This is a genomic window from Pseudarthrobacter equi (assembly GCF_900105535.1).
GTDB lineage: Bacteria > Actinomycetota > Actinomycetes > Actinomycetales > Micrococcaceae > Arthrobacter > Arthrobacter equi.
The window spans coordinates 3,935,367-3,961,177 of record NZ_LT629779.1; the positions used below are offsets into that span (position 1 = coordinate 3,935,367).

At 67.5% G+C, this 25,811-nt stretch carries 22 protein-coding genes; 10 read left to right on the forward strand and 12 right to left on the reverse strand.

Annotated elements, in window-relative coordinates:
* The first annotated feature begins 19 nt into the window (after nt 1-19).
* Entirely contained in the window at nt 20-655 is a 636-nt protein-coding gene (gene nboR / locus BLT71_RS17915) for a nicotine blue oxidoreductase (protein WP_091723018.1), read from the forward strand.
* On the opposite strand, the gene BLT71_RS17920 is transcribed toward nboR, so the two are convergent.
* The 7 genes from BLT71_RS17920 to BLT71_RS17950 form a co-directional block, all read right to left on the reverse strand.
* A complete protein-coding gene (locus tag BLT71_RS17920) occupies nt 644-1,285 on the reverse strand; it encodes a uracil-DNA glycosylase (protein WP_091723021.1) in 642 nt (213 codons plus the stop codon). The genes nboR and BLT71_RS17920 overlap by 12 nt on opposite strands.
* A 26-nt stretch (nt 1,286-1,311) precedes the next feature.
* The gene (locus BLT71_RS17925) at nt 1,312-2,292 is read right to left on the reverse strand and encodes an aldo/keto reductase (RefSeq protein WP_056078168.1); all 981 of its coding nucleotides are present in this window, start codon (nt 2,290-2,292) and stop codon (nt 1,312-1,314) included.
* 54 nt (nt 2,293-2,346) lie between these two features.
* Nucleotides 2,347-5,187: a molybdopterin-dependent oxidoreductase gene (locus tag BLT71_RS17930; RefSeq protein WP_091723024.1), complete on the reverse strand. Its 2,841-nt coding sequence runs from the start codon at nt 5,185-5,187 to the stop codon at nt 2,347-2,349.
* Between the two features lie 2 nt (nt 5,188-5,189).
* Complete coding sequence (locus BLT71_RS17935) at nt 5,190-6,125, reverse strand: FAD binding domain-containing protein (RefSeq protein ID WP_091723026.1); 936 nt, start codon at nt 6,123-6,125, stop codon at nt 5,190-5,192.
* Nucleotides 6,116-7,384 carry an XdhC family protein gene (locus BLT71_RS17940; RefSeq protein WP_091723029.1) on the reverse strand — a complete coding sequence of 423 codons (1,269 nt, stop codon included), beginning with the start codon at nt 7,382-7,384 and terminating at the stop codon, nt 6,116-6,118. Before BLT71_RS17940 ends, BLT71_RS17935 begins: the two co-directional genes overlap by 10 nt.
* A gap of 97 nt (nt 7,385-7,481) precedes the next feature.
* Entirely contained in the window at nt 7,482-9,056 is a 1,575-nt protein-coding gene (locus BLT71_RS17945; RefSeq protein ID WP_091723032.1) for an NCS2 family permease, read from the reverse strand.
* 6 nt (nt 9,057-9,062) lie between these two features.
* Complete coding sequence (locus BLT71_RS17950; protein ID WP_045732180.1) at nt 9,063-9,557, reverse strand: nucleoside deaminase; 495 nt, start codon at nt 9,555-9,557, stop codon at nt 9,063-9,065.
* 419 nt (nt 9,558-9,976) lie between these two features.
* Between BLT71_RS17950 and BLT71_RS17955 the strand changes: the two genes are divergently transcribed.
* The gene (locus BLT71_RS17955; RefSeq protein WP_091723034.1) at nt 9,977-11,362 is read left to right on the forward strand and encodes an 8-oxoguanine deaminase; all 1,386 of its coding nucleotides are present in this window, start codon (nt 9,977-9,979) and stop codon (nt 11,360-11,362) included.
* 31 nt (nt 11,363-11,393) lie between these two features.
* The gene (gene ligD / locus BLT71_RS17960; protein ID WP_091723037.1) at nt 11,394-12,638 is read left to right on the forward strand and encodes a non-homologous end-joining DNA ligase; all 1,245 of its coding nucleotides are present in this window, start codon (nt 11,394-11,396) and stop codon (nt 12,636-12,638) included.
* Here the strand turns inward: ligD and BLT71_RS17965 are convergent.
* Nucleotides 12,635-12,820, reverse strand: coding sequence for a hypothetical protein (locus BLT71_RS17965; protein WP_091723039.1), 186 nt, complete (start codon nt 12,818-12,820; stop codon nt 12,635-12,637). The genes ligD and BLT71_RS17965 overlap by 4 nt on opposite strands.
* Nucleotides 12,821-13,176: 356 nt before the next feature.
* Between BLT71_RS17965 and pucL the strand changes: the two genes are divergently transcribed.
* Both pucL and BLT71_RS17975 read left to right on the forward strand, forming a co-directional pair.
* Complete coding sequence (gene pucL, locus BLT71_RS17970; RefSeq protein WP_091723042.1) at nt 13,177-14,085, forward strand: factor-independent urate hydroxylase; 909 nt, start codon at nt 13,177-13,179, stop codon at nt 14,083-14,085.
* A gap of 134 nt (nt 14,086-14,219) precedes the next feature.
* On the forward strand, nt 14,220-15,725 hold the full coding sequence (locus BLT71_RS17975; protein ID WP_091723045.1) for a nucleobase:cation symporter-2 family protein: 1,506 nt from the start codon (nt 14,220-14,222) through the stop codon (nt 15,723-15,725).
* A gap of 188 nt (nt 15,726-15,913) precedes the next feature.
* Here the strand turns inward: BLT71_RS17975 and BLT71_RS17980 are convergent, their stop codons facing one another.
* Nucleotides 15,914-16,669, reverse strand: a complete 756-nt coding sequence (locus BLT71_RS17980) for an IclR family transcriptional regulator (protein ID WP_015938365.1) — start codon at nt 16,667-16,669, stop codon at nt 15,914-15,916.
* Between the two features lie 243 nt (nt 16,670-16,912).
* Here BLT71_RS17980 and BLT71_RS17985 point away from each other — a divergent pair, with 243 nt between their 5' ends.
* The 5 genes from BLT71_RS17985 to BLT71_RS18005 all read left to right on the forward strand — a co-directional run bounded on the left by BLT71_RS17985 (nt 16,913) and on the right by BLT71_RS18005 (nt 23,366).
* Nucleotides 16,913-18,358, forward strand: coding sequence for an NAD-dependent malic enzyme (locus BLT71_RS17985; RefSeq protein WP_091723048.1), 1,446 nt, complete (start codon nt 16,913-16,915; stop codon nt 18,356-18,358).
* Between the two features lie 50 nt (nt 18,359-18,408).
* Nucleotides 18,409-20,007, forward strand: coding sequence for a malate synthase A (gene aceB / locus BLT71_RS17990; protein ID WP_091723051.1), 1,599 nt, complete (start codon nt 18,409-18,411; stop codon nt 20,005-20,007).
* A gap of 3 nt (nt 20,008-20,010) precedes the next feature.
* Entirely contained in the window at nt 20,011-21,309 is a 1,299-nt protein-coding gene (locus tag BLT71_RS17995; protein ID WP_091723053.1) for a DUF6986 family protein, read from the forward strand.
* Nucleotides 21,302-22,114 (forward strand): bifunctional allantoicase/(S)-ureidoglycine aminohydrolase, encoded by an 813-nt coding sequence (locus tag BLT71_RS18000; RefSeq protein WP_091723056.1) that lies wholly within the window; start codon nt 21,302-21,304, stop codon nt 22,112-22,114. The genes BLT71_RS17995 and BLT71_RS18000 overlap by 8 nt, the downstream gene beginning before the upstream one ends.
* Before the next feature lie 97 nt (nt 22,115-22,211).
* Entirely contained in the window at nt 22,212-23,366 is a 1,155-nt protein-coding gene (locus BLT71_RS18005) for a serine hydrolase domain-containing protein (protein WP_091724150.1), read from the forward strand.
* A 19-nt stretch (nt 23,367-23,385) separates the two neighbouring features.
* On the opposite strand, the gene BLT71_RS18010 is transcribed toward BLT71_RS18005, so the two are convergent.
* The 3 genes from BLT71_RS18010 to BLT71_RS18020 all read right to left on the reverse strand — a co-directional run bounded on the left by BLT71_RS18010 (nt 23,386) and on the right by BLT71_RS18020 (nt 25,694).
* Complete coding sequence (locus tag BLT71_RS18010) at nt 23,386-24,567, reverse strand: zinc-dependent alcohol dehydrogenase (protein WP_091723059.1); 1,182 nt, start codon at nt 24,565-24,567, stop codon at nt 23,386-23,388.
* A gap of 129 nt (nt 24,568-24,696) precedes the next feature.
* Nucleotides 24,697-25,404: an HAD family hydrolase gene (locus BLT71_RS18015; RefSeq protein ID WP_091723061.1), complete on the reverse strand. Its 708-nt coding sequence runs from the start codon at nt 25,402-25,404 to the stop codon at nt 24,697-24,699.
* Nucleotides 25,404-25,694, reverse strand: coding sequence for a hypothetical protein (locus BLT71_RS18020; RefSeq protein ID WP_056078112.1), 291 nt, complete (start codon nt 25,692-25,694; stop codon nt 25,404-25,406). The genes BLT71_RS18015 and BLT71_RS18020 overlap by 1 nt, the downstream gene beginning before the upstream one ends.
* Nucleotides 25,695-25,811: the final 117 nt, after the last annotated feature.

Below are 25,811 nucleotides of genomic sequence, written 5' to 3' on the forward strand. Positions count from 1 at the left end.
TTATGGCTAGGGTGCAGGTATGACAACAGGGAGCGGGCAGACGCGGCGCACCACGGGCATCGTGCTGGCCGCGGGGGCCGGGACACGCCTGGGCCTTGGGCCGAAGGCGCTGCTGCCCTACCGCGGGCGGCCGCTGGTTGAGGCCATCGCCGGAACACTGTTCGACGGCGGCTGCCGGGACGTGGTGGTGGTCCTCGGCGCGGGTGCCGCGGAGGTTGCCGCGGCGGCCGATCTGGGCCGGTTCCGGACCGCCGTCAATCCGGACTGGCTGTCCGGCATGGGAAGTTCGTTCCTGCTCGGCGAAAAGAAAGCAGACCCTGCGGACCACCTGCTGGTGGCCCTCGTGGACCAGCCCGGGCTCACGCCGGAAACGGTGGCGCGGCTGCTCGCCGTCCACCGCCCGGGCCGGATCACCGCCGCCGCTTACCGCCGTCGGGATCTCCCTGACGGCGGTCCCGGCAGCCACCTCCAGCGCGGCCATCCACTGCTCATCGACTCATCTCTGCGGGCGGCTGTCGCCGCAACGGTGACCGGCGACGCCGGGGCCCGCGGTTTCCTGCGCGCCCACCCCGAACTGGTGGATGAGGTGGATTGCAGCGACCAGTCCACCGGCGAGGACGTCGATACACCGGACCAGCTGCGCCTACTGCAGTAGCAGCTGCTCCAGCCCGCCCTTGAAACCGGCCCGGCCGCCGTGGGCCGGGTGCCGGATCTTGGGCGCATCCACTCCGCTCCGGAGCAGGCTGCGATGGGCCACGTTACCCACGGCCACTATGGTGCGGACAGCGAAGAGCTGCGCCAGTGCCTGCCAGAACGGGGTGCCCAGGGCCGCTTCGGACGGCCGCGGCGTGCGGTTGGTCAGCGGCTGCCCCGGCTTGTGTGGATGCCACGGGAATGCACTCCACAGCAGCGGCAGGACGCCGAGTTCGGCCAGGACTTCCCACATCACCGTAGCCGTGGGTTCCGCCGCAACCCCCGCAGCCTCGGGCGGCAGGATGTATCCCTTGCCGGGCCCGAACAGCCCAAAGCTGTTGGCCGGCCCCTCGAAGATGGTCCGGTTGGTGAAGGGCACGCCGGTAATCCGCATGCCCCGGAAGCCCGGCGCCTCGCCCACCAGCAGGACCGTTGGGCGGCGTTCCAGCATCTCCTGCAGATAAAGCTTCAGGTTGTAACGGCGCAGCGCATTCTCCGGCACGGTGTGGTCGAAGAAGTTGGTCCAGTCGGCGCCCGGCTCCACGGCGGCGAGCGCGCCAATGAACGCGTCGACGCTGTCCGCGGGCCGCATGGAACTGTCCGGACCTGGAATCCCGGCTACCAGCGCGGGTGGATGGCCTCGCGGAAGTAGTGGTCGTAGATCCAGCGGACACCCTCGCCGAACTCATCGGTGACAGCCACGGACGCGGCGGCAGCGTTCGCCACGGCCTGGTCCACGTTGCGGGCACCGGGGATCACGGTGGTGACACCGTCCTGTGCGGCAATCCAGGCGATGGCGGCCTGGGCGGTGGTGGCGCCGGAGGGAACCAGTTGCTCGAACTCGGCCACAGCCTTCAGGCCAAGCTGGAAGTCCACCCCGGAGAAGGTCTCCCCCACATCGAAGGAGCCTCCGTCGCGGTTGTAGTTCCGGTGATCGTTGTCCGCGAACGTGGTGTCCTTGGTGTATTTCCCGGACAGCAGCCCGGACGCCAGTGGGACGCGGGCAATGATCCCCACGCCCGCTGCCTTCGCGGCGGGCAGGACCTCGTCCAGCGGCTTGAGCCGGAAGGCGTTCAGGATGATCTGGACCGAGGCCGTTCCCGGGCGCCGGATGGCTTCCAGTGCTTCGTCCGTCCGCTCCACGCTGACGCCGTAATTGCGGATGGCGCCTTCGGACACCAGGGTGTCCAGGGCGTCGTACACCTCGTTGCTGCTGAACACCGGTGTGGGCGGGCAGTGCAGCTGGACCAGGTCCAGGGTGTCGGTTCCCAGGTTCTTCCGTGAGCGGTCAACCCATTGGCGGAAGTTGGCCAGCGTGTAGTTTTCCGGGCGCTGGTCCATCCGGCGGCCCATCTTGGTGCCCACGGTGATGTCCAGCCCGGGGTTGTCGGCCAGGAACTTGCCGATTGCCTGTTCGCTCTTGCCGTCGCCATATACGTCAGCGGTGTCGAAGAAAGTGACACCGGCCTCAGCGGACGCCGCCAGGATGGCCTGGGCCTGGGCCGGGTCCACGTTGCCCCAGTCCGCGCCAAGCTGCCAGGTGCCCAGCCCCACGATGGAGACGTTCCGTCCGGTCCTGCCTAAAATCCGTTGTTCCATCCCCCGACTATAGGGGGCAGCCCGGCAGCCACCGGAATTTTACGGCCCGCCGGTTCACCGCACCGGCTGGGAATGGACGTGGTCCGCGGGCACCAACCCGGCCTCCTTCAGCCCCAGGTAGATCCGGTCCCGGGCAATGGGCAGGGACGCGAACCGCACTCCGGTGGCGTTCCGGATGGCGTTGGCCAGCGCGGGCGCTACCGGGTTGAACGGGCTTTCACTCATGGACTTGGCACCGAGCGGGCCAAGCTTGTCGTTGGTATCGGCAAAGTACACCTCGCTCCGCGGCACGTCCGCGAAGGTGGGGATGTGGTACTGCCGCAGGATGTCCGTGGTGACCTTACCAGCGTCGTCCACCACCACTTCCTCGTACAGCGCGGCACCTATGGCCTGGGCAATGCCGCCCTCGATCTGGCCGCGGCACTGCCGGGGATTGACCACCACACCGGCGTCGGCGGCCTGCACGCTTTGCAGGATCCTCAGTTCGCCGGTATTCCGGTTCACCGCCACGCGGAAGCCGTGCACGTTGAACGCCACCGATCGCGGGGTTCCACCCCAGCGGCCTTCGGCAGCGAGTTCGACGCCGGCTTCCGCAGCTGCCTGCGCCAGTTCCGACAGTGCCACGGCTGTCCCGTCCACCACCACGGCGTCTCCCTCGAGGACGCAGGCGGAGGCCTGGGTTTGCCGGATCCCTGCGGCAAAGGCCCGGATGCGGACAGCAAGCTCCTCTGCCGCAGCGAGCGTGGCTTTTCCGGCCACCACCGTGCCGGCCGAGCCGAACGCGCCGGTATCGTGCTCCACCAGGTCCGTGTCGGACTGCCGGACCGCCACCCGGGCAGCCTCGGTGGACAGGGCGGTGGCGGCAAGCTGGGCGTGGACGGTGGTGGTGCCGTTGCCGAACTCGGCCGTGCCGACGTCGGCCTGGTACGTTCCGTCGGGAAGGAGCCGCATCCGCGAGTGGGCGAAGTGTCCGCGCGGCGGCACGGTGTCGATCATGGACAGCGCGGCACCCTCGCCGGTCATCCATTCCGGTCCCAGCTGGTCCAGCCCAGCCGCCCGGTACCGTTCCAGGCCGCGGTCCAGGGCACCGCGCACCAGGTCCAGGCACTGGTCCAGCCCGTAGCTGCCGTAGTGCACGTCTTCCTCGGGGTCCGGGTGGGTGGACAGCATGTGGTCGCCTTCGCGCACCATGTTCCGGCGGCGGAACTCGTAGGGGTCCATGCCGATGCCGGCGGCGAGTTCGTCCATGGCGGACTCCACTGCGAAGATCATCTGGCTCAGCCCGTACCCGCGGAACGCCCCGGCCGGGACCGTATGGGTGTACATGGCGTGGGCGTCCACTTTTTTGTTGTCGCACTTGTACACGGCCAGGGATTCGCCGCAGCCATGGAACATGACGCCGGGGCCATGGTTTCCGTAGGCTCCGGTGTTGGTGAGGACGTCCAGTTCCAGGGCGGTGAGGTGGCCGTCCTTGCTGGCCCCGGCCTTGAGCTTGATGGTGAACGGATGCCGCGTGGTGGTGGCGGTGAACTGTTCGGTGCGGGTGAGTTCCAGCTGGACGGGCCGCTTCAGCTTCAGCGCAGCGAGCGCCACGAGGTCCTCGGTGAGGACTTCCTGCTTGCCACCGAAGCCGCCGCCAACCCGCCCGGCCACCACATGCACCCGGTCCTCTTCCAGCCCGAACACCCGGCACAGGGTGCGCCGGACCAGGAACGGAACCTGGCTGGAGGTACGGACCTGGAGCCGCCCTTCGGCATCAATGGAGGCAATAGCCGCGTGGGTTTCAAGGGCCACATGCTGGACGCGCTGGGTCCGGTAGGTCTGTTCGTGGATGAAGTCTGCGGCTGAAAACCCATCCGCCACGCTTCCCAGCTCGGAATGCAGCTCAGCCACCACGTTGCGGTCCGGACGGGAGATCCGCGCGGTGGCGCCGTCCTTGTCACCGTGCACCAGCGGGGCGCCCGGACGCAAGGCATCCTGCGGCGTGAAGACGGCGGGCAGTTCTTCGTAGCCAACCTTCAACGCCCGCACGCCTGCCTCGGCGGCAGCTACGGATTCGGCGGCTACGGCGGCCACGCGCTGCCCGATGAACCGGACCACGTCATCCAGCACCCGGGTATCGTCCGGATCGTCGGTGAACAGTTCGTGCTGGGCGGTGGAGAACAGCTGCTCCGGGGCGTCGTCGGAGGTGAAGACAGCCACCACGCCGGGGACCCGGAGGGCAGCGTCCTTGTCGATGGACACCACCCGTGCGTGGGCGTGCGGTGAGCGGAGGATCTTCAGGTGCAGCAGTGCCTGCTGCTGGTCCTGCGGGATGTCCAGGGTGTAGCGGGCCGCGCCGGTGACCACCGCACGGCTGGCGGGTGCGGGGACGTCGTCGCCGAGCTGGCCGTGTTCCGGGTCCGGCTGGCTTGCCCCGGCGATACCCGAGCCCTGCCCCTGCGGATCCGGGTGCCCCGCGTGGCCGCAGACGGCGTCAGCAATGGCGCGGTAGCCCGTGCAGCGGCAGAGGTTGCCCTTGAGGTTGCGGGGCAAGTTGTCCCTTTGTTCGTCGTCGAACGTGGCGGCAGTCATCACCATGCCGGCGGTGCAGAAGCCGCACTGGAAACCCTGCCGCTCCATGAACTGCTGCTGCACCGGGTGCAGGCCGGGACCGGCGCCGGATGCGGCGGCCAGTCCCTCGATGGTGGTGACCGAGTGCCCCTCGGCACGGACGGCGGGGTAGATGCAGCTGTGGACCGGCGTGCCGTCCACGTGGACCGTGCAGGCTCCGCAGTCGCCGCCGTCGCAGCCTTTCTTGACGCCGGGGTTTCCCTGTTCCCGGAGGAAGGTCCGGAGGCACTGGCCCGGGCGGGGATCCGTTTCGGCCGGTGCGCCGTTGATGTTGATGGCCATGGTCAGGCCCCTTTCGGAAGTGCTGTGGACCCGGAGGCCGGGGTGCTCCGGGGAGGCCAGAAGTCGCCGGACACGGTGGGGCCCGCCGCTCCTGTGCCCTCAGGCGCTGCCAGTTCGGTACGGATTTCCTCGGCCAGCCGGTAGGTCATATCCCGCCGCCAAGCCGGGAGCCCGTGGATGTCATCGTGGTACAGGGCGGCCGGTATGGCGTCCTCGAGCGCGGCCGCCAGGTGGTCGGCGTCCGGGATCGTGTCGAAGCGCAGCTGTACGGGCCGCTTGGTCGCAGCGGTGACGGTCAGGACCAACGCGGTGCCGCCGTCGAGCCTTCCAATCAGCAGCACCCCGGATCTGCCCAGGTTGCTCAGCGACAGGCGGCGGAAGGCGGTTCGGGATGACAGGGCCGACGCCGGGAGGTGGACGCTGCGGAGCAGCTCGCCCGGTGCCAGGCAGTTCGTCGCGTCCCCGGTCACGAAGTCGGTCACGGAGACGCTGCGGCTGGTACCGCCGGGGCCCAGGATGGTGGCCACGCCGTCCAATCCCGCGCACAGCGAGATGACAGGCCCTGCGGGCAGTGCGGTGCACAGGTTGCCGCCCACGGTGGACATGTTCCACACCTTGAAGGAAGCAACGAAGGAATCGCAGCACGGCCGGACCAGGTCCAGCGCCGGCCAGGGCAGGCCTGCGGCGTCCGGGGATTCCGGGAGGCGGTACAGCTCGGCGATGGTGCAGGTGGCGGCGAGGTCGATCCCGTCGTCGGTGACGGTGACAGCTGTCCAGCCTGCTGCGCCGAGGTCGAGGAGGCGCTTGACGGGCTGGGGTCCGAAGGCATAGCTGCCATAGGAGAACAGGACCGTGCCGCCGGCGAGCCAGGCGTCGCCGTCGCGCCACTGTGCGGGGTCCGTGGTGGGGACCACTGCCTCGATGGTGTTCATGTCCATGCGTTCTCCTGCTGGTAAAGGGTGGTGGGCGCCGACGGACCGGTAATCGCAGCCTGGCCAACGTAGTTCCCGTGGATGGGCCCGGAACGGTCCCGGAGCGGAATGCCGGTGGCGGCGCGGGTCCGGGCGGCGATGAGCTCGGCCGAGATGGACACGGCCACCTCCGCCGGGGTGACGGCGCCGAGGTCCAGGCCGATGGGTGAATGGAGCTGTGCGATCCGGCCGGGCGGGATGCCCGCACTGAGCAGGCTGTCGACGCGCTGCAGGTGGCTGCGCCGCGACCCCATGGCCCCCACGTAGGCGAGGTCGAGGCCGAGGGCCGTTTCGAGGAGCGGAAGATCGAACTTGGGGTCGTGGGTGAGGACGGCCGCCACGGTGCGGCTGTCCAGCCTGCCCGCCGCTGCCTCGGCCGCCAGGTACCGGTGCGGCCAGTCCGTGACCACGGCATCCGCGGCGGCGAACCGGGGCTGGCTGGCGAAAGCAGGGCGGGCGTCCACGAGGGTCACGTGGTAGCCGAGGAGCTTGGCCGCAGGCACCAGGGCGGCGCCGAAGTCATTGGCGCCAAACACCAGCATCCGCGGTGGAGCCAGCCGGGATTCCACCAGCAAGGCAGGTTCGCCGTGGCTGCCCGCCGCCCGGTCCGGAAGGCACCCGTCCGGACCGGGCAGCGGAACCAATCCGGTACCGCCGGTCCGCAGCAGCGCCTGGAGAAGAGCAGGAATTTCCGCCCCTTCCCGCCCGGATCCCACGGCACTCAACAGCGCCGCGAGTTCCGGTGCCGCCGCGTGGGCACTGGCCGGATCCGGCAGGACGACGGCGGCCCCTCCCCCGGCGGCGCCGTCCGGTGACAGGCGCCGCACCAGGGCAACGGGTTCGCCGGCGATGCCGCCCGCCAGGTGGATGAGGGCTGCGCGCAGCGGGTGCGGCGTGCCGCCGGGCACTGCGGCGGACACCGGTTCCACGTGGATGTCCAGCTCTCCGCCGCAGGTGAGCCCGGCGGCGAAGGCATCCGTGGAACTGAAGCCGAAGGTCCTGCGGCGGCTGCCGCCGTCGTCCATGGCGTCCTGCGCCAGCGCCACCACGGCGCCCTCCACGCATCCGCCGGAGAGGCTGCCCAGCACAGCCCCGGACTCAGCGACCAGCATGGAGGTGCCAACTGGCCTGGGCACCGAACCGCCGGCACCAACAATGGTGGCAACGGCAAACCGTCCGCCCAGGTGGGGCGTCCAGCTGCCGAGCAGGGGAATCAGGTCAAGCATTGCGGTGCTCCTTCTTCCGCGCGGCGGTGGTGTCCATATTGTCGTTCCTCGCAGGTGGTTGGGGAAGGTTGCCGCGGCCGAAGGGGCGCGCGGCGGGTCAGCCGCCCAGCAGGGCGTTGATGGGCCCGCGGGCGAAGTACACCAGGAACCCGGCGCTGACCACCCACATGAGCGGATGGATCTTCTTCGCCTTTCCGGACGCGGCGCCGATGATGGCCCAGCTGACGAAGCCCACACCGATGCCGTTGGCGATCGAGTAGCTCAGCGGCATGGTCACGATCGTGAGGAATGCCGGCAGCGCCACCGTGAACTTGGTGAACTTGATCTCGCGGATTTGGGCCATCATCATGGCGCCCACCACCACCAGGGCCGCGGCCGCGACCTCCAGCGGCACCACGCTGGTGAGCGGGGTGAGGAACATCGAGCCCAGGAACAGCACGCCGGTGACCACTGAGGCCAGGCCGGTGCGGGCCCCTTCGCCGATGCCGGCAGCGGAATCGATGTAGACCGTGTTGGAGGAACCGGAGGTGGCACCGCCGGCAACAGCGCCGAAGCCTTCCACGATGAAGGCGGACTTGAGCCGCGGGAACGTTCCGTCCTTGTGTGCGACGCCGGCGCTCTTGGCCAGGCCGGTCATGGTGCCCATGGCGTCGAAGAAGTTGGTGAACACGAGGGTGAAGACCAGCATGGTGGCTGCAAGTCCGCCGATCCTGGCGAACGAGCCGAAGAGGTCGAACTGGCCCACCAGGCCCAGGTCCGGAGCTGACACGAGCTGGCCGGACAGGACGGGGGTGTTCAGGTGCCAGCCGCCGGGGTTGGTGGCGCTGGCGGGGCCGATCTTCATGAAGGCTTCGACGACGGCGGCCAGCACGGTGGTGCCGACGATGCCGATGAGCAGGCCGCCCTGGACCTTGCGGGCCACCAGGATGCCCATGGCCAGGAGGCCAACGACGAACACGAGCGTGGGCACGGACGTGATGGAGCCGCCGTCGCCCAGCTGGACGGGAGGACCTCCCGCGGTGGGCCGGACGAAGCCGGAGTCCACGAAGCCGATGAAGGCAATGAACAGGCCGATGCCCACGGTGATGGCGGCCTTGAGTTCCTTGGGTACCGCCCGGAAGATGGCGGTCCGGGCGCCGGTGACGCCGAACAGCACAATCAGGATGCCGTTGATCACCACCAGGCCCATGGCTTCGGCCCACGTGACCTCCTGGATCACGGAAACGGCCAGGAACGAGTTGATGCCGAGGCCGGCCGCGAGGCCGAACGGAAGGTTGGCGATGAGGCCGAAGAGGATGGTCATGACACCCGCCGTGAGGCCGGTGACTGCCCCCACCTGGGCTGCGGAGAGCCAGCCGCCCGCCACGTCGGTGGGGGCGTTGTCCGCGCTGAAGCCGCCCAGGATCAGGGGGTTCAGGATGACGATGTACGCCATGGTGAAGAACGTGACCAGGCCGCCGCGGAATTCGCGGGCCACGGTGGAGCCGCGCCGGGTGATCTGGAAGAACCGGTCAAGGATGTTGTTTGGCGCCGGCGGGGTGCTTCCTTGCCGTCCCCGCCCGGTTGCCGTTTGCGTGTCGCGTGTCCCTGTGGGCTCTGCACTGTTGTCCCCATTCGGGAACAGCGCAGCCTGCTTTTCAGAGGAGTTGTCCAGGATTGTCATGTCAGCCACCGGGCCCTAGTAGTCAATCCTGGATTCGAGCGTGTTCCAGGTGTTGAACGGCTCCAGCGGGGCCGGTGCCTGGGGATCGGCCAGTTCCAGCTTGGAAACCGGCATCAGGGAGTCCCTGTCCTGGTTGTCGAAGTACTCGTAGAAGACGGCGTCGTCGAAGCCCACGGAGGCGGCGTCGTGGCGGTCCGCGGCGAAGACCACGCGCTCCACGCGGGCCCAGAGTGCCGATGCCAGGCACATGGGGCATGGCTCGCAGCTGGTGTAGAGGACGGCGCCGCTGAGGTCGAAAGTGCCGAGCTCGCGGCAGGCGGTGCGGATGGCTGTGACTTCGGCGTGGGCGGTGGGATCGTTGTCCGCGGTGACGCGGTTGACGCCATCGAACGTCTTGCCGTCCGCGGTGACGATCATGGCGCCGAAGGGCCCGCCACTGTTGAGGACGTTGGCTGTTGCCAGCCGGATGGATCGGGCCAGGAACTGCTCGGCCGTGACGGTGGTACTCATGATGCGACTTCCTTAGTGCCGGGAAGCCTGAAGCCGCGCAAAGGACCAGAGGAACCAGGTGCGAACGGTTACCAGGCTTCAGCATGTGCTGTGAAGGTTTAGTTGCGCCTGGTAGATAGCTTCCCGGGTTCGGGTGCCCGCCTTTGGCAGAATCGAGATTAGCACCGGTTTGTGATCCACGCCATAGGTTTCTGGAAATTTAATTTCGCAATGTGAAATCCACGTTACGTCGTGCTCACACTCCCGGCAGGCCACCGGTCACATTCCGCGGCCATTGACGCAGGTCACCGCATTCCCTACGCTGGTGCGGACCCGGACCGCCCCGCCGCAAGGCAGCTGGCAGCCGGCCACCTGGATCAGCAGACAGGGCCTCACTGAGCTGGAACGTGCAGAACTCCGCTCAGACAAGGATGCCTTCCATGACTCTTCCCACCCCCGCTTCCGCCACTCCTGATGCCGCTGCCCGGCTCTGGATCCGGAATCCCCTGGCTGCCTTCACCGCCAATTCCCTCGACGCCTCGGGCGGCCTGGTCATCAGCAACGGTGCCATCACGGAGGTCCTCGCCGCGGGCCAGCAGCCCTCCGCACCCTGCTCCCAGACTTTCGACGCCGGCAGCCACGTCCTGCTCCCCGGGCTGATCAACACCCACCACCACTTCTACCAAACCCTGACGCGCGCATGGGGGCCGGTAGCCAACGCCCCGCTGTTTCCCTGGCTGCAGAACCTGTATCCGGTGTGGGCGCGGCTCACGCCGAAGGACCTCGAACTCGCAGCCACGGTTGCCCTGGCCGAGCTGCTGCTGTCCGGCTGCACCACCGCGGCGGACCACCACTACCTGTTCCCGGCCGGCCTGGAAGACGCCATCGACATCGAGGTGGCCGCGGTGCGCCGGCTGGGCATGCGCGCCACGCTCACCCGCGGCTCCATGACCTTGGGGACGGACGACGGCGGCCTGCCGCCCCAGTCCACGGTGCAGGATCCGGAGGTGGTGCTGGCGGACAGCGAGCGCCTGGTCTCGGAGTATCACGAAACCGGCGACGACGCGGCGATCCAGATCGCCCTGGCCCCCTGCTCGCCGTTCTCGGTAACCAAGGAAATCATGGCCGAAAGCTCGGCCCTTGCCGAACGGCTGGATGTGCGGCTCCATACGCACCTGGCCGAAACACTGGACGAGGAGGACTTCTGCCGGGAACGGTTCGGGCTGCGGACCGTGGACTACCTGGACAGCGTCGGCTGGCTGACGGACCGCACCTGGCTGGGTCACGGCATCCACTTCAGCGACGCGGAGATCAGCCGCCTCGGCGCGGCCGGAACCGCCGTCGCGCACTGCCCCACCTCCAATATGCGCCTCGCCTCGGGAACGGCCCGGGTCCTGGAACTGGAGGACGCGGGCGTTCCAGTGGGGCTGGGAGTGGACGGCTCGGCGTCGAACGATGCCTCCAACATGATCCTCGAAGCCCGGCAGGCCCTCTACCTGCAGCGCCTCCGCTATGGTGCGGACGTTCCGGTGGAGCGCGCGCTCGGCTGGGCCACACGGGGCTCGGCGGCGGTGCTGGGCCGGAAGGGACTGGGCCAGCTGGCACCCGGGATGCAGGCCGACCTCGCCCTGTTCAAGCTGGACGACCTCCGCTTCTCCGGCGGCCACGACCCCATTGCGGCGCTGCTGCTGTGCGCGGCCGACAGGGCCGACCGGGTCATGGTGGGCGGTCAGTGGCGCGTGGTGGACGGCCGGATCCCCGGGCTGGACATCCCCGCACTCATTGCGGAGCACTCCACGGCAGCGCGCAGGCTGGTCAACGGCTGACAGGCACCAGCGCCGCTGCTAGCGTGGCGCCATGACTCCGTCAAAGACGCCGGCCGAAATCCTGGACATCGAGGGTGTTGAGGTCCGGATCTCGAGCCCGGACAAAGTGGTGTTCCCCGAGCCGGGGCTGACCAAGCTGGACCTGGTGCGGTACTACCTTGCGGTTGCGGACGGTGCGCTGCGGGGCGCCGGCGGCAGGCCCATGGTGCTGAAGCGGTTCCCGAAGGGCATCGACGCCGAGCCGTTCTTCCAGAAGCGCGTCCCGGAAAACCATCCTCCGTTCATCGACACCACCACGCTGCACTACGCCTCCGGGACGTCGGCGGAGGAAGCTGTCATCCGGGACTCGGCCGGCCTCGCGTGGGTGGTGAACCTCGGATGCCTGGACCTGAACCCGCACCCGGTCCGCGCCGAGGACCTGGAGCACCCCGACGAGCTGCGGGTGGACCTGGACCCGATGCCCGGCGTGGACTGGTCGCAGATCGTGGACGTGGCCTATGTGGCGCAGGAAGTCCTCGACGACGTGGGGCTGGTGGGCTGGCCGAAGACCAGCGGATCCCGCGGGCTGCATATCCTGGTGCGCATCGCGCCGGAGTGGTCCTACAAGGATGTCCGGCTGGCCGCCGAAACCCTGGCCCGCGAGGTGGAGAACCGGGCACCGGGCCTGGCCACGGCGCGCTGGTGGAAGGAGGAGCGCGGCGAGAGCGTGTTCGTTGACTTCAACCAGAATGCCAAGGACCGCACAGTGGCATCGGCCTACTCGGTGCGCGCCTTGCCCGATGCGCGGGTGTCCACGCCGCTCACCTGGGACGAGGTCCGCACTGTCCGGCCGGAACGGTTTACGGTCCCCACGGTCATGGGACGGTTCGCGGACATCGGGGATCCGCACGCGGGCATTGACGGCGCCGCCGGCTCGCTGGACGGGCTGCTGGCTTTGGCGAAGGAGCTGGGCCCGGCAGAAAAGGCGCCCCGCGGCGCGAACGGCACCGGGCGCCGGCAATCCCTGATGCCGCTGATCGAGGTGGCGCGCACCAAAACCAAGCCGGAGGCGCTCAAGGCGCTGGAGGACTGGAAGTCCGGGCACGCCGTCGTCGTCAAATCCCTGCAGCCCGCGGACATCCTGGTGGACGGGATGCGGGGTTCAAGCTCGCTCTGGTACCGGGTGCGGGTCAACCTGCAGCACGTCCCGGACGCGGAGCGGCCCGGCCAGGAAGACCTCATTGCGGACTACGATCCGTGGGCCGGAAAGGAATGGCCCGGCCGGCCGGGGGATTAGCGCTGCCGGCCGAAGCCCGGGAGGGCGGAAATCCAGCGCGAGAAGCGGCTGGGTTCGTGGACGCGGTCCTCCGGAACGTAGAAGTCCGGATCGGTGCCGCCGCCGAGGGGGAGGTAGAACTCCGGGACCGCACTGCCCGCCGTGTTCGCCGGTGCAACTGCCTGTGACTCCTGCTGGTACATCTGATCCTCCTCGTTTTGTGATTTCGTATTACGGAAACTTGATTTTGCTATGTGAAAAGACTAGAGGGATTCCCAACGCTGAGTCAATGGTCCTGCGTCCGTCGCTTCCGGCGTGCCGGTCACAATCGGATTTTTCAACTTGTGATGTACACCACCGGTTTGCGGGGGTACGCTGTTAGGCAACTCGTGGCGCAGGTCACGTAACCTGGGAGCAGCAGGCAGGGTCGTAATGAGCTGGCATCAATGGATGCCGGCTCTTTTTTGTTGGGTCGGCTCCACCGGAAACGCGCTTGAAATGCGCGCTTAATTTCAGTGATGGAACCTTGGTTCCACTTACCGGAGATTGGGAAAAGACCATGAGCAGCAAGATCATTCTCGGCGAAAACCAGTACGGCAAGGCCGAAGTCCGCGTCGTCAAGATCACCAGGGACACCAACCGCCACGAGATCGAAGACCTGAACGTCACCTCGCAGCTGCGCGGCGACTTCTCCGCGGCCCACCTGGAGGGCGACAACGCCCACGTGGTGGCCACGGACACCCAGAAGAACACCATCTACGCCTTCGCCCGCGACGGCATCGGCTCCCCGGAAGCATTCCTGCTGCGCCTCGGCGAGCACTTCACCTCCAGCTTCGACTGGGTCAGCGGCGGCCGCTGGGAAGCCGAGTCCTACTCCTGGAACCGCATCCAGGCCCACGGCAGCGAACACGACCATTCGTTCGTCCGCAACGGCCAGGAAGTCCGCACCGCGGTCCTGGTCCGCGACGGCGCCACCAGCCACCTGGTTTCGGGGCTCAAGGACCTGACCGTCCTGAAGTCCACTGAATCAGGCTTCGTCGGCTACCCCCGGGACCGATACACCACCCTCCCGGAAACCACTGACCGTATCCTCGCCACGGACGTTTCGGCCCGCTGGCGCTTCAAGACCGGTACCGATTTCAGCACCCTTGACTTCAACAAGAGCTACGACGACGTCAAGGGCCTCCTGCTTGAAGGCTTCACCGAGAAGTACTCCCACGCCCTGCAGCAGACCCTGTTCGACATGGGCACCAAGGTCCTGGAAGCCCACAGCGAGATCGACGAGATCAAGTTCTCCATGCCCAACAAGCACCACTTCCTGGTGGACCTGTCCCCCTTCGGGCTGGACAACCCCAACGAAGTGTTCTTCGCAGCCGACCGCCCGTACGGCCTGATCGAAGCCACCGTCCAGCGCGACGACGCCACCGCAGCACCGGCAGCCTGGTCCGGCATCGCCGGCTTCTGCTAAAGCCTGCCGCTTTTTGGCGTGGACGGGCCCAACCCACGGTGGTTGAGCCCGTCCACACCACCCCACAGCTTCACCTGTTAGCCAGACAACGTTAGCCAGACGATGACGTCTGCCATGAACCAAGAAAGTCTGCCATGAACACCAAGAAGAAACCGGCCGCCGCAGCCGCCGGACACAGCGCCCGGCCGGGCCGCCCGGAAGACCAGCGGCTCCCGCTGGGAAGCACATTCGCCTACGGCTTCCAGCACGTCCTCACCATGTACGGCGGCATCATCGCACCTCCCCTGATCATCGGCGCCGCGGCCGGCATGTCCTCGCAGGACATCGGCCTGCTCATCGCGGCCTGCCTCTTCGTCGGCGGCCTCGCCACCATCCTCCAGACCATCGGCGTCCCCTTCTTCGGATCCCAGCTCCCCCTGGTCCAGGGCGTATCGTTCGCCGGTGTCTCCACCATGGTGGCGATCGTCCACGGCGGCGGCGGTATCCAGGCCGTCTTCGGTTCGGTCATCGCGGCCTCGCTCATCGGCCTGCTGATCACCCCGCTGTTTTCGAAGATCATCCGCTTCTTCCCGCCCGTGGTGACCGGAACGGTGATCACCACCATCGGCCTGACCCTGATGCCCGTGGCCGCCAACTGGGCCATGGGCGGCAACAACAAAGCGGACAACTACGGCAGCATGGCCAACATCGGCCTCGCCGCCGCCACCATGGGCATCGTCCTGCTCCTGAGCAAGGTGGGCAGCGCGGCCATCTCCCGGCTATCAATCCTCCTGGCCATGGTGCTCGGCACCGGCATTGCCTTCGCGTTCGGGATGGCGGACTTCTCCAAGGTGGGCCAGGGCGAAATCGTCGCCTTCCCCACCCCGTTCGCCTTCGGCCCGCCCACCTTCGAGATCGCGGCCATCATCTCGATGCTGATCGTCATCCTGGTCACCCTGACCGAAACGTCAGCGGACATCATCGCGGTGGGTGAAATCGTGGGCACCAAGGTGGACTCCAAGCGGATCGGCAACGGCCTCCGCGCGGACATGCTCTCCAGCGCCATCTCCCCGCTGTTCAACTCCTTCACGCAGAGTGCGTTCGCCCAGAACGTGGGCCTGGTGGCCATCACGGGCGTGAAAAGCCGCTTCGTGGTCAGCGCCGGCGGCCTGATCCTGGTGGTCCTCGGCCTGCTTCCGGTCCTGGGCCGGGTTGTCGCAGCCGTCCCCACGCCCGTCCTGGGCGGCGCCGGCGTGGTCCTCTTCGGCACCGTGGCCGCCAGCGGCATCCGCACGCTGTCCAAGGTGGAGTACAAGAACAACATGAACCTGATTGTGGTGGCAGCCTCCATCGGGTTCGGCATGATCCCCATTGCCGCACCGTCGTTCTATGACCACTTCCCGTCCTGGTTCAGCACCATCTTCCACTCCGGCATCAGCTCGGCAGCGGTCATGGCCATCCTGCTGAACCTGCTGTTCAACCACCTCAAGGCCGGCAACTCGGACAACCAGTCCGTCTTTGTGGCCGGCACCGAACGCGTGGTGCAGGAACAGGACATCAAGTGCCTGGTGGACGGCGACCGCTTCGAAGACGGCAAACTCCTCGACTGCGACGGCAAGGAAGTCCGCGTCGAATCAGCCCAAAAGGCATCAGAGCATTAGCAAAGACTCAGCCAACGACGGCGGCCCGCACCTTTTCGCCAAAGGTGCGGGCCGCCGTCGTCCGTCCCCACCCGTCCCCTAACCTCGCAAGGCCACATGGGCTCCCCGCCCTCGCAAGCTCGGACCGGGCCCCTCGCCCGCGCGGCTCCACGGCCCGGGAACCCTGCGGGCGTGGGCCCATCAAAAGGTTAGGTGCGGTTCAGCTCGCGGGAGATGGTCTCGGCCGCCTGGCGGAGGACCGGCACGGCTTTGTCCGCGAAGTGCTCGTCCACCCGGGACACCGGCCCGGAGACGGAGATCGCCGTGGGCGTGGGGGCGTTGGGGACGGCCATGGCGAAGCAGCGGACGCCCAGTTCCTGTTCCTCTTCGTCGATGGAGTAGCCACGTTCCCGGATCAGCTTGAGGTCGGCCAGGAGTTCCTCGACGTCGCCGATGCTCTTCACGGTGGGCGTGGGCATTCCTGCGCGGGCCACGATGCCGCGGACGGTTTCGTCGTCCAGCTGGGCCAGGATGGCTTTGCCGACGCCGGTGGCATGGGTATGGGCGCGCCGGCCCACCTCGGTGAACATGCGCATCGAGTGCAGCGAGGGCACCTGGGCGACATAGATGACCATGTCCGAATCCAGCACGGCCATGTTGGAGGTCTCGCCCAGCTGGTCCACCAGGGCCTTCAGCTGGGGACGGGCCACCGCACCAAGCTGCTTGTTGGCGCCTTCGCCGAGCCGGATCAGCCGCGGGCCCAGGGCGTAGCGGCGGTTGGGCAGCTGCCGGATGTAGCCCAGCGACACCAGGGTCCGCAGCAGGCGGTGGATGGTGGGCAGCGGCAGGTCGGTGGAGGAGGACAGCTCGCTCAGCGTGACGTCACCGCCGGCATCCGTGATCAGCTCCAGCAGTTCAAAGACGCGCTCTACCGACTGCACGCCACCGGACGCTTTTTCTGCCATTCCGTTGTCTCCTACGGCTCGGAATCCGACAACTCTTATCCACATCGTGAAAAGAGTGCTTAGAACACCCAACATACAGCAAGCGCGGAGTTGCGGGCACGCGCCGGCACCCACGTCCTCCAGTCGCATTCGGAGGGGTTGTATTTCCGTCTTGTAGATAATAATATCCATAATACGAAAACATTCGTAGAGAACAGGCTTACCGGAACAGGCCGATGCACGGCCCCAACAGGAGGACATTCAATGGCGAACCCCAGCCCCGGAAACTCGATCACCCTGCGCGTCGAAGCGCCGTCCAGCTTCAGCGCCACGAGCGAGCTCGCGGCCGCAGTGGGTGCGGCAGGCGCCGCCATCACCGCCCTGGACGTCAGCGAGTCCCACCACGAGACCCTCGTTGTGGACGTCACCTGCAACACCACCGACGACGAACACGCCGCCCGCGTCAAGGACGCCCTGAACGCGCTCGACGGCGTCACGGTCCAGTACGTCTCGGACCGCACCTTCCTGATGCACCTCGGCGGCAAGCTCGAAGTGGTCCCCAAGGTAGCCCTGCGCAACCGCGACGATCTCTCGCGTGCCTACACCCCCGGCGTCGCCCGCGTCTGCCTGGCCATTGCCGAGGACCCCGCCGCTGCCCGCAACCTGACGGTCAAGCGCAACACCATCGCTGTGCTCACCGACGGTTCCGCCGTCCTGGGCCTGGGAAACATCGGCCCGGCCGCCGCCCTCCCCGTCATGGAAGGCAAGGCAGCCCTGTTCAAGCAGTTCGCCAACGTGGACGCCTGGCCGGTCTGCCTGGACACCCAGGACACCGAAGAAATCATCATGATCGCCAAGGCCATGGCCCCGGTCTACGGCGGCATCAACCTTGAGGACATCGCCGCACCGCGCTGCTTCGAGATCGAGAACCGCCTCCGCGAGGAACTGGGCATTCCGGTGTTCCACGACGACCAGCACGGCACCGCCATCGTCACACTCGCAGCCCTGGTCAACGCGCTGCGCGTGGTGGGCAAGAAGCTGTCCGAGGTCAGGATCGTCGTCTCCGGCGTCGGCGCCGCGGGCTCAGCCATCATCCAGCTGCTCAAGGCCCAGGGCGCGGAACATATCGTCGCCGCCGGCCGTTCGGGTGCCATCCACTCCGGCGAAACCTACAGCGACGAGCACCGCAGCTGGATTGCCGCGAACACCAATGAGGAAGGCTTCGCCGGCACCCTGCACGAGGCCCTCGTCGGCGCGGACGTGTTCATCGGCGTCAGCGCCCCGCACGTCATCGGTGAAGAACAGGTGGCTTCCATGGCCGCGGACGCGATCGTGTTCGCCATGGCCAACCCCACGCCGGAAATCGACCCCGTCATCGCCGCCAAGCACGCGGCAGTGGTGGCCACCGGGCGCAGCGACTTCCCCAACCAGATCAACAACGTGCTGGCCTTTCCCGGCTTCTTCCGGGGCCTGCTGGACGCCGGAGCCTCGGACATCACGCCCGAAATGCTGGTGGCCGCCGCGGAAGCCATCGCCAATCGGGTAGCTGACGATGAGCTCAATGCCAGCTACATTATCCCCAGCGTCTTCGATCCCCATGTGGCCGCCGATGTTGCCTCAGCCGTTGCCGCCGCAGCGCACGCCGCCAACGTGGCAACCGCCGCAGCGTCGGAGCAGGCGGAACCGGAAGCCGCCCTGGCCAACGCCTGATTCACCGCCTGACTTCAGCACAAGTCTTCAGCCTAAGGAAAGGACCAGAAATGGCCATCACTGTCACAGATCCCCTGCCGATCAACCGCGCGGAGGAGATCCTCACCCCCAAGGCGCTGGCGTTCGTGGAGGAACTGCACAACCGGTTCGCCGGCACCCGCAACGAGCTCCTGGCGGCCCGTTCCGCCAAGCGGCAGCGCGTGGCCGATACCGGCAAGCTGGACTTCCTGCCGGAGACGCGGGACGTGCGCGACGGCGATTGGAAGGTCGCGCCCGCGCCTGCGGCCCTGCAGGACCGCCGCGTGGAGATGACAGGACCTGCCTCCCCGGCAAAGATGGCCATCAATGCGCTGAACTCGGGCGCCAAGGTGTGGCTGGCGGACCTTGAGGACGCCAGCACACCCACCTGGGGCAACGTCATCGACGCCATCCTGAACCTCCGCGACGCCGCCCAGGGCACGCTCAGCTTCACCTCGGACGAGGGCAAGGAATACAAGCTCCGCACCGACGCGCCGCTCGCCGTCGTGGTAGCCCGCCCGCGTGGCTGGCACATGCAGGAAAAGCACCTGCTGATCAACGGCGAACCGGCCGTGGGCGCACTGGTGGACTTCGGCCTGCATTTCTTCCACGTCGCCAAGCAGCTGGTGCTGAACGGGCAGGGCCCGTACTACTACCTGCCGAAGATGGAAAGCCACCTCGAGGCCCGGCTGTGGAACGACGTGTTCGTGTTCGCCCAGGACTTCCTCGGACTGCACCAGGGCACCATCCGCGCCACGGTACTGATCGAGACCATCCCGGCCGCGTTCGAGATGGACGAGATCCTCTACGAGCTGCGGGACCACGCCTCGGGCCTGAACGCCGGCCGCTGGGATTACCTCTTCAGCATCATCAAGTACTTCCGTGACGCCGGTGAGGAATTCGTCCTGCCGGACCGTGCCTCCGTGGCCATGACCGCGCCCTTCATGCGTGCCTACACCGAGCTGCTGGTGAAGACCTGCCACCGCCGCGGTGCCTTCGCCATGGGCGGCATGGCCGCCGTCATCCCCAACCGCCGCCACCCGGAGGTCACAGCAGCGGCCTTCGAAAAGGTCCGGGCGGACAAGACCCGCGAAGCCAACGACGGGTTCGACGGCTCCTGGGTTGCGCACCCGGACCTGGTGTCCACCTGCCGTGAGGTATTCGATTCCGTGCTCGGCGACAAGCCGAACCAGGTGGACCGGCAGCGCCCGGAAGTTTCGGTCACTGCGGCCGAACTGCTGGACGTCTCCTCCGCCGAGGGCCAGGTCACTGAGGCCGGGCTGCGCCTGAACCTGTACGTCGCGGTGGCCTACACGGCCGTGTGGCTGTCCGGAAACGGTGCCGTTGCCATCCACAACCTCATGGAGGACGCCGCCACCGCGGAGATCTCCCGCTCGCAGGTCTGGCAGCAGATCCGCAACAAGTCCGTCCTGGCCGACACCGGCAACACCGTCACCAAGGACCTGGTGGAGCGGATCCTGGGCGAGGAAACCGAGCGGCTCCGCACGGAAGTGGGCGACGAAGCGTTCAGCCGGTACTACCAGCCGGCCAGCGACCTGATCGCTGACATCTGCCTCTCGGACGGCTACACGGACTTCCTCACCACCCCCGCCTACGAACTGGTGGGCTGAGGCATGGCCGCAACACCCAAACCCTCACTGTCCGCGGGAGACCTCGCGTCCATCGACGGGCAACTGGCCGCCACCGACCGGCTGCTCGAGCAGAACTACCCCGGCGACGACGGCTCCCGCCAGCCCGTACACACGGTGTACGTACCTGCGGACCGGTTCACGCCGTCGTTCGCTGCCCAGTGGGGCGCCGAGGCCAGGGCCACCGTGGACGCGCACGGCGGCTACGGCAAACTGGGCCGGCTCCTGGGGCAGGAACCCGGCCTGGCCGAGGCCGTCGCCGCGCGCGTCGAAGCCAAGCTCGCCAGCGAACCCATCGAGGACCTGCGCCTGGACTTCGAGGACGGCTTCGGGGACAGGGGCGACGACGCCGAGGACGCCGCCGCGGTTGCCGCGGCTTCCGCGGTGGCCCAGGCCGTCGCGGCCGGGTCCGCGCCCCCGTTCGTCGGCATCCGCTTCAAATGCTTCGAAGCCGCCACCCGGGCCCGCGGCCTGCGCACCCTGGACCTGTTCGTGTCCGGACTCGCCGCTGCCGGCGAGCTGCCCGAGGGGCTGGTCCTGACCCTGCCCAAGGTCACCACCGTGGCCCAGGTCCGGGCCATGGACTACGCAGTGTCCCGACTGGAGGAAGTCCACTCGCTGCCCGCCGGGCGGCTGCGCTTCGAGGTCCAGGTGGAAACACCCCAGCTGATCCTGGGCCCGGACGGCACCTCCCCGGTGGCGCAGCTGCCGCATGCCGTGCCGGGCCGCATCAGCGGGCTGCACTACGGCACCTACGACTACTCCGCCTCACTGCAGATCTCCGCCGAATACCAGTCCATGGAGCACCCCGTGGCCGATTTCGCCAAGGAAGTCATGCAGCTGGCCGTCGCCGGCACCGGCATCCGGCTCTCCGACGGGTCCACCAACATCATTCCGGTGGGCGACAACGTGGAGAACGCCTGGCGGCTGCACGGACGGCTGGTCCGCCGGTCCCTGGAACGCGGCTACTACCAGGGCTGGGACCTGCACCCGGCCCAGCTGCCCAGCCGATTCGCCGCCACTTATGCCTTCTACCGCGAAGGCCTCCCTGCTGCCGCAGCCCGCCTCCGCAACTATGTCGAACGTACCGAAGGCGGCGTCATGGACGAGCCCGCCACCGCCCGTGCCCTGGCCGCCTTCGTCCTCCGCGGCGTCCAGTGCGGCGCAGTCGGTGCCGAGGAAGTCCAGGCGCTGGCCGGCGTCGGGATTCCCCAGCTCACCGCACTGGCGCACCCGCGGCTCGCCACCTCCACCACCTCAGCAAAGGATCTCCTCCATGGGTAAGTACTACTCCCCCACCGGCGGCCTGCCCCCGCAGACGCACCTGACCACCGAACGGGCCATCGTCACCGAGGCCTACACCGTGATCCCCAAGGGCGTCATGACGGACATCGTCACGTCCAACCTGCCCGGCTTCGCGAACACCCGCTCGTGGATCATCGCCCGCCCCATCTCGGGCTTCGCCACCACGTTCTCCCAGCTGATCGTGGAGATCGGCCCCGGCGGCGGCGCACCCAAGGCCGAGTTCGAAGCCGGCGTCGAAGGCGTGGTCTTCGTGACCCGCGGACAGGTCAACCTCACCCTCGACGGCGAACTGCACCAGCTCGAGGAAGGCGGCTACGCGTACCTTGCCGCGGGCGCGGAATGGGGCCTCGAGAACGTGTCGGACGACGTCGTGTCCTTCCACTGGATCCGCAAGGCCTACGAACGGCTGGAAGGCTTCGAGGCCAAGTCCTTCGTCACCAACGAAAAGGACGTCCAGCCGACGTCCATGCCGGACACCAACGACGCCTGGAAGACCACGCGGTTTACCGACTCCAGCGACCTGGCGCACGACATGCAGGTGAACATCGTGACGTTCCAGCCCGGCGGCGTCATCCCGTTCCCCGAAACCCACGTCATGGAGCACGGCCTGTACGTCCTGGAGGGCAAGGCCATGTACCTGCTCAACAACGACTGGGTGGAGGTGGAGGCAGGCGACTTCATGTGGCTGCGCGCCTTCTGCCCGCAGGCCTGCTACGCCGGCGGCCCCGGCGAGTTCCGCTACCTGCTGTACAAGGACATGAACCGCCAGGTGAAGCTCACCTAGGCGCCTCGCCCCTTCCACCCCAGTAGCAGCATCTGCCCGTTTTGGATCCCCAAATGGACAGGTGCTGCTGCTGGGTTGGGGGGGGGAAAATGGGTCCATGGGTGCGCGCCGGGGCGGCGGATGGATACGGGCGGCTGCTGCCCTGTGCACGGCCCTGATCGCAGCTGCCGGCTGCACCGGCGAACCCCGCCCTCCGGATCCCACTCCGACGGACCCGGACACAGCTGCCGCTTTCGCCCTCCTGGAAGCTTTCAGCGACCGCATGATCGGCGAGGGCGCACCCGCTGTCCTGATTGACGTCCGGTACGGAGGCAAATCCTGGACTCACGCGGCCGGGGTGCGGAGCCTGGAAACGCGCGAACCTGCAACGGCGTCCGACCCCGTCCGGGTTGGCGGCATCACCGAATCATTCGTGGCGGTATCCGTGCTGAAGCTGGTGGCGGAAGGAAAACTCGGACTCGACGACCCCGTGAGCCGCTACCTGCCGGAGTTCGGGAGCGTCCTGCATCCGCCCGGCCCCGTCAGCGTGCGCCAGCTTTTAACCCATGAATCGGGGCTGCCCGACTTCACCGATCCACTGCTGGCATCCGGCTCCTGGGAACAGGTCACGGTCCGGAAGGTCAGCCTCGAACAGCAACTGACCCTGGCGGCCACCGTCCCGTGGGAGCCGCGGCTGGCACGGATCTTCAACTATTCGCGGACCAACTACGCGGCGCTGGCCCTGATCGTGGAACGGCTCCGCGGCCAGGACATTGCACAGGCCCTGGACACGGACATAGCGCGTCCGCTGGGACTGGCTGCAACCCGGCTTGGCGGGCCGGGCCTTCCAGGCATGGTCCATGGCTACGTCACGGTAGGCGGAGCGCGCCTGGATGCCACCATGCCCGAATGGCAGGCGGAGGCTCCCTCGTCCGGAGCAGTTTCCACCCTCCCGGAAGTGAACCGGTTCTACGCCGCGCTCCTGACGGGTGAACTGCTCCCGCCGGACAGTGTGACTGCCATGAAGGGCGGCTACCTGCAGTACTACGGCTTTGCGCTGCGCCGCTGGAACAACACCTGCAACAACCGCTTCTACTACGGCCTGCCCGGCGATACCGACGGCTACGGAACCATTGTCATGACCAGCGAGGACGGCAAGACCCAGCTGGCCATGGCGGTGGCTTATCCCCCCGAACCGCCTACCCTGGGGGTCAACCCGTTGATTTCCGAGCTCACGGACGTGTCCCAGGACGCGCTCAACCACCTGTGCTGAGCGGCGTTCGTGCTGCGGCTCAGGCGCCCGGGTTGAGGACAACCTTGATGCAGCCGTCTTCCTTCTTCTGGAACTTCTCGTAGAGTGCCGGTGCCCCGTCCAGGCCCGAGCGGTGGGTGACGAGGTCCATGACGCCCAGCGGATCGGCGTCGTCCTCCACCAGCGGGAGGATGTCATCCGTCCAGCGCCGCACGTTGCATTGGCCCATCCGCACCTGGATCTGCTTGTCGAACATGGTCAGCAGCGGCATGGGGCTGGCCTGGCCGCCGTAGACGCCGCTGAGGGACAGCGTTCCGCCGCGCCGGACGGCGTCGATAGCCGTGTGCAGTGCGGCGAGGCGGTCAACGCCGGCGGTCTCCATGGCCTTTTGCGCCAGCTTGTCCGGCAGCAGTCCCAGTGCCTGGTGCGCGAATCCGGCCACCGGGGAGCCATGGGCTTCCATCCCGACGGCGTCCACCACCGCGTCAGGACCCCTTCCGGCTGTCTTCTCCCGCAGTTCGTCACCGAGGGACTTGGTGTAGGCTAACGTGTCCACGCCGTGCCGGGCCGCCATGGCGCGGCGTTCCGGGACGGGGTCCACGCCCACCACGTTGAAGCCGCGCTGGACGCCGATGCGGGCGGCGAACTGTCCTACCGGCCCGAGCCCCAGCACCGCAAGGGTGCCGCCGGGCTGCACGTCCGCGTACTCCACCGCCTGCCATGCCGTGGGGAGGATGTCAGAGAGGAACAGGTACCGTTCGTCCGGCAGCTCGGTCCCCACCTTGACGGGTCCGTAATCGGCGTGCGGGACGCGGAGGTACTCGGCCTGGCCGCCCGGGACCGAGCCGTACAGTTCGGAGTAGCCGAAGAGGGCCGCTCCGGAGCCCTTTTCCTTGACCTGGGTGGTTTCGCACTGCGACTGCAGCCCCAGCTTGCACATGTAGCAGGAGCCGCAGGAGATGTTGAACGGGATCACCACGCGGTCACCCTTGCGCAGGTTGGTGACGGCGCTTCCCACTTCTTCCACGATGCCCATGGGTTCGTGGCCGATCACGTCGCCCTTGTGCATGTAGGGCCCCAGGACCTCGTACAAGTGCAGGTCGGACCCGCAGATCGCCGTGGAGGTGATGCGCACGATCGCATCGGTGGGCTCCTGGATCACGGGATCGGGTACTTCTTCGACGCTGACTGATCGTTTTCCTTGCCAGGTCAGTGCTTTCACGGTGTTCTCCTTTTCCTCGCAGTCCGGGCCGTGCGCCCATCATTCGACGCTATCGAATTTTCGGGCAAAAAGTAAGCATGCTGATGACCGAGGAGGACGCTGCAGGCGGCTCTTCCATGAAAACCCGGGCTAGCTGCCGCGGTTCAGCAGCTTCCCGATGGCGCTGCCGGCCAGGTTCCGCAACAGGTCGGCGGGGCTGTCGTAGACGTCCACGGCGCCGGCTTCCCGGAGCACATCGGCGCTGATTCCGCCGCAGGTGACACCCACCGCGGGGATGCCGAGAGCGGCCGCGGCCTTCATATCCCAGACCGCGTCTCCAACGAAGACAGCATCGGCAGGCTCTACGTTGATCGCTTCCAGGGCAGCAGCCAGGATGTCCGGGGCAGGCTTGCTTTCCTCGGCATCCTTGGAGCTGGTGGCGGCATCGATGAAGGCGTCGGCGTCAAGGATGCCCTTCATGACCTGCAGGTCTTTTTCCCGGGCCGATGAGGCCAGGGCGACGGCGAGGCCACCGGCATGGCACTGGGCCAGCAGGTCCTTCGAGCCGTCAAAAGCACGCAGCGAGGGCCAGTGGGCGCCATACAGTGCGCCATGGCTGTCCATGATGTCCGCATCGGCGCTGCGGTCCCGGTCCGCGGGCAGCAGGGTGTCAACCAGCCGGTCCCCGCCCATGCCCACGAGGTAGTGGATGGAGGCCATCGGAATGTCGTAGCCGAACTGGCGGAAGGCGCCCCACCAGGAAACGGTGTGAAGGTACGACGAATCGATCAGCGTTCCGTCGACGTCAAAGAGAACCCCCCGGCGGCGTCCACCGGGGGGCGTGTCCTGCTGGCCCATCAGCCCACCGCGGCCCGCCTGGCCTCCGGGGCCTTCTTGTGCCGGGCAGCTTCTTCCTTGGGCGTTGCCACCGGCCGGACCCGTTCCCTGATCACCGTTCCGGCACCGTCCAGGCTTTTATCCCGAATGAGGCCTGTCCCTGCAATTTCACGGGCCATGGCCACTCCGGCCACCGCCGCCCGCTTCGTTGGGAAGGTCACCGAGATCGCCATCAGGTGCCCCGCCCCGTCCATCATCCTGACCCTGTAGCCACCGTCAGGGGCATCAACGAGCTCAAAATACCCGGCCATGCGAATCACTCCTCCTCCGTCAGTCACGGCATTGTGCTTGTGGAGCACTCCATGAGGTGTTAGTAAGTCTACTTATCTATTCTGCGAAGGGAAAGTTCAGCCCCGTACCGGCACCGC